Origin of the sequence: Phenylobacterium sp. (genome assembly GCF_030646615.1) — a bacterium.
Classification (GTDB): Bacteria; Pseudomonadota; Alphaproteobacteria; order Caulobacterales; family Caulobacteraceae; genus Phenylobacterium.
Window position 1 is genome coordinate 1 of the sequence record NZ_JAUSLG010000076.1, and the last position, 3,828, is coordinate 3,828.

Annotated in this window: 3 protein-coding genes; all 3 read right to left on the reverse strand. The window is 64.2% G+C overall.

Annotation, left to right across the window (positions count from 1 at the left end; translation table 11 throughout):
* Positions 1 to 102 precede the first annotated feature (102 nt).
* On the reverse strand, positions 103 to 1,761 hold the full coding sequence (locus tag Q7S93_RS14280) for a flavin-containing monooxygenase (protein ID WP_304714586.1): 1,659 nt from the start codon (positions 1,759 to 1,761) through the stop codon (positions 103 to 105).
* Positions 1,762 to 1,765: 4 nt separating this feature from the next.
* A complete protein-coding gene (locus Q7S93_RS14285; RefSeq protein ID WP_293420688.1) occupies positions 1,766 to 3,376 on the reverse strand; it encodes an acyl-CoA synthetase in 1,611 nt (536 codons plus the stop codon).
* 11 nt (positions 3,377 to 3,387) lie between these two features.
* Positions 3,388 to 3,828: acyl-CoA dehydrogenase family protein (locus tag Q7S93_RS14290; protein ID WP_304714587.1), on the reverse strand; the 441-nt coding region annotated here is incomplete at its 5' end.

The following is a 3,828-nucleotide window of genomic DNA, read 5'->3' on the forward strand; positions in this document are numbered from 1 at the left end:
GATGTCCTCCAACGGCAGTGCGTAAGCTTTTGCGCTGGCCTCGGCCCTCAGATCGATCGAACCATCGCTCATCGGATTCTCCATTGCTCGTTCACCCGTCGATCAAGCCGACGCATGAGCTGTTGTCACGCTAAGCACAAACCCCTCATAGTCGTTGTCGGCGCTCGCTTGGCACATCTGCAGGTAAAGCGGCACGCCGCCGGGATAATTGAGTAATTCCCGTGGCTTGCCGGGTATGTTGGCGCCCATGTACCAAGAGTCAGCCAAAGGAAAGAGCGTCATGGCGCCAACTGCCTCGACATGGTCCTTCCACGTCTGTTCGGCGGTGGGGGTCGTCTCGAACCGGCTGACGCCCGCATCGCGAATGCGTCTCAGGAATTCGACCACCCAGTCGCCCTGCAGTTCCGCGCAGGTCGGGCCATTGCAGAACCCCGAGGGGCTCTGCGGCCCGTAGAGGAACAGCAGGTTGGGAAAGCCAGCGCTAGCCATGCCCAGATGAGTTCGCGCGCCCTTGGCCCACTTCTCCTTGAGCGTGAGCCCCTCGACACCGCGGATGTCTATCTGCGTCAGGCCGCCGGTCACGGCATCGAAGCCGGTGGCAAGAACCAGGAGATCGAGCTCGTACTCCCGCGCTGCGGTCTTTACGCCGCCGGGGGTGACCTGCAGGATCGGGGTTTCCTTCAGGTCCACCAACTCGACGTTGTCCTGGTTGAAGACGTCGTAGTAGGTCTGCTCAAGGGACGGGCGCTTGACCCCGAACGGGTGCGGCGGCTGCTTCGGGGCAAGCTTTTCGGCGAGCTTCGGATCGCGAATCCGCTTTTGCACCTTCTCGCGCCAGAAGTCGTAGGCGGTACGATTGGCCTCGAGGTTCATCATCACGTCGTAGAAGGTCGAGGCCCAGAAACTAAATCCTCCGGCCGCCCAACTCGCCTCATAGATGTCCTGCCGTTCTTCCGGAGAGACCTCCAGCGCGGACTTTCCGCTCGCGTGGAAGTCGAAGCCACCGAAGCTTTCACGCCGCCGCGCGAATCGCGCGGGATAGTCGCGTTTCATGTCGGCCTGGGTCGCTTCGTCCAGGTTGCGCTGCTGCATCGCCAGCGCCAGGATCGGCGTGCGCTGGAAGACCGTCAGTTGCGCGGCCACGGGCGCAGCCTCCTGCACCACCTGCACGCCGCTCGCACCGGTGCCGATTACGCCCACGCGCTTGCCCGTCATGTCGAGGCCGCCTTGCGGCCACCAGGCGGTGTGGTGTGTTTCACCCGCGAACCGGTCGAGCCCCTCAATCTGCGGCACATAGGGCTTGGCGGCGAACCCGGTGCAGAGCACCAGGAAGCGGGCGCGGACGCCGCCGCCCTCCTGCGTCGTCACGATCCACTGGTCGCGCCCGGCGTCGAACTCGGCACCCTCGACACGGGTGTTGAAGCGGATATCCCGGCTCAGATCGAGCTTCTTGTCTACGTAGCGGAAGTAGGCGCGCAGTTCCTCCCAGCCGGGAAACCGCTCCGTCCAGTTCCAGTCGCGCCAGAGATCCTCGCTGGAGAACTCGTACATCGGCACGTGGGTGTCGACGCGGGCGCCAGGATAGCAGTTCCAGTACCAGATACCGCCCAGGTCGGCGCCGGCCTCGAAAAGGCGCACCGAGAACCCCAGTTGGCGCAGGCGGTGGAGCTGGTAAAGGCCGGTGAAACCGGCCCCGACCACAAGGACATCCAGTTCCTCGATTGGTTGGGTTTCTGGCCGCACGGCAGGTTCGGTGTTCATGGTCTCACGCTAGTCCTAAATTTCTGCGAGCGAACTTGGTGACCGCCATGTAATCGGCCTTGCCGTTCGAAGCCCGCAACGGGACCTGGGTCACGAGGACACGCTTGGGGGTCTTATAGCCGGCCAAGCTGGAGCGCACGTGCCGACGTACATCGTCCTCGTCGAATGCAACTCCGCTCGCCACTACCACCACGCCCGTGACGGCCTGGCCCCATTTATCGTCTGGAACGCCGACCACGAGCGCATCCTCGATGATCGGGTGGGTCTTAAGGGCCTCCTCGACCTCCTCGGGATAAACCTTCTCGCCAGCGGTGTTGATGCAGGCGCTGCCCCGTCCCAGTAGCGTCATGGCCCCGTCGGCCTCCACTGTGCACCAGTCTCCTGGGATCGAGTAGCGCTGGCCGGCGATGGTGCGAAAGGTCTGGGCGGTCTTTTCCGGATCCTTGTAGTAACCCAGCGGTATTGGGCCGCTGATGGCGATTATCCCGGCTTTGCCTGTGCCCGGCTCCACAAGATTTTCATCCTCGTCAAAGACCTTGCACCGGGGGCCGATCTGGAACGTCGCGGTCCTGACCTCACCGTCCTTGGTCATGGCCGAGGAGCCGAAGCCGAGCGCCTCTGAAGCGCCGAAGGAGTCCATCAGCACGACTTGTGGGATGTGTCGCAATAGGCCCGCCTTGACCTCACGGCTCCACATCACGCCAGAGGAGACCACGGAGACTAGGCTCGAGGTGTCGTGGCGCCCAGGCTGGTCCTCCAGCGCTTTGAACATCGGCTTGGCGAAGGCGTCGCCCACCAGGGCGATGGATTGCACCCGATGGCGCGCAACGACCGACCAGAGCTCGTCGGCGTCGAACCACGGATTCTCAAGGGTGACCACGCAGCCGCCGTTCATCATGCATCCGATCGCGGTGATGAGACCGGTTCCGTGCATCATCGGGCAGGCCGGGAGGGTTCGGCTTCCCGGACCGGTGGCGCGAACGAAGTCGAGATGCGCGTCGAGGGTTTCCGGCGCTGGCCCGAGCCGCCGCACCGCGTCGAGCTGGGCCTCACGCATGTCCTCATGGCGCCACATGACCCCCTTGGGCATGCCCGTCGTACCGCCCGTATAGATGAACAGAAGGTCGTCTGGAGACCGCTCGATCCCCAAGGGGGCGCCCTCGCCGGTCGCGGCGAGGTCTTCATATCGCTCCGAGAAGTGCGCCGGCGGATCGTCGTCGCCGATCTCAATGAACGTGGCGACCTTGGACAGCCGGCCCTTCAGCTGGAGGACTGTGTCGCGAAACTCGGAGCCGTAGATGATGGTCTGCGCATCCGAGTCATCGAAGATGTAGAACACCTCGTCGGGCTTGTAGCGGTAGTTGACGTTCACGTGGGTCAGGCGGCCCTTGAAGCAGGCGGCCAGGGCCTCGCCGTACTCTGGGCGGTTGCGCATATAGAACGCCACCTTGTCGCCCGGCTTCGCGCCCCGGGCCAGGATCGCGCGCGCAAGATTGTTCGACCGATGCGACGTCTCCCCCCAGGTGATCGTTCGATTCCCGTGAATGAAGGCCGGCGCGTCCGCCGGGAGGGCGTTCGGGAGCGCGTCGAGGATATCGCCGAAATTCCAGGTCATGGGCCTGCTTCCTAAACGGCGATCCAGCCCTGAACGCGGGCGGCCTCGTTACGGACGAGTTCCGGCCCTCCGAGCAGTTGGCGATCCAGACCGATGCGCTTGAACCAGTAGTGCAGCCCGGCGAGGTCGGTGAAACCCATGCCGCCGTGCACTTCGGTGGAGGTCCGCGCGACGAACCGGCCGACCTCGGAGAGGTGTGATTTTGCGTGGCAGGCCATCAGGGTCGATTCGTCAGGTGCATGGTCAAAGGCGTGCGCCGCATACCAGACCAGCGAGCGGCAGGGCTCAAGGGCCGCCGCCATCTCGGCGCACATGTGCTTGACCGCCTGGAAGGACCCAATCGGCCGGCCAAACTGCACGCGCGTGCCAGCGTAGGCCACGGCCTGTTCGATCATAGCCGTGCCGGCGCCCAGGATGTCGGCGGCCAGCATAATGCGCCCCGCGTCGATGAT